The sequence below is a fragment of the Polaribacter sargassicola genome, assembly GCF_021991835.1.
Classification (GTDB): domain Bacteria; phylum Bacteroidota; class Bacteroidia; order Flavobacteriales; family Flavobacteriaceae; genus Polaribacter; species Polaribacter sargassicola.
Window position 1 is genome coordinate 1 of record NZ_JAHDAU010000197.1, and the last position, 292, is coordinate 292.

The window sequence follows — 292 nt, forward strand, 5'->3', positions numbered from 1 at the left end:
CTTGGACTCTAATAAATCGTTTAAAACCGTTTTATTTTCTACTTCAGCCAAACCAATTAAGGCAGGGTGTTTACCTGTTTCTCTTCGACCAATATTTGCCATGCAAAACCCTAACTTTCTCAGTTTGTTTTCATAGCGCTTTGGGGTCCAGTTTTTAACCGAACTTGAAATAAATTCACGGTCATTAGTGTACTTATTACTTTTTAAGTCAAATAGATTTTCAACATTATAAAAGGCCAGAGTTTGCATATCATGGCGTACCATAATATTCTCATAAAAAGGATTTGTCATA

1 protein-coding gene is annotated in these 292 nt (G+C 33.9%); it reads right to left on the bottom strand.

What is annotated here, in order from left to right; translation table 11 throughout:
• Nucleotides 1-292, bottom strand: a 292-nt coding sequence (locus KI686_RS16465) for an endonuclease/exonuclease/phosphatase family protein (protein WP_497801195.1), incomplete at both ends; no start/stop codon positions are given.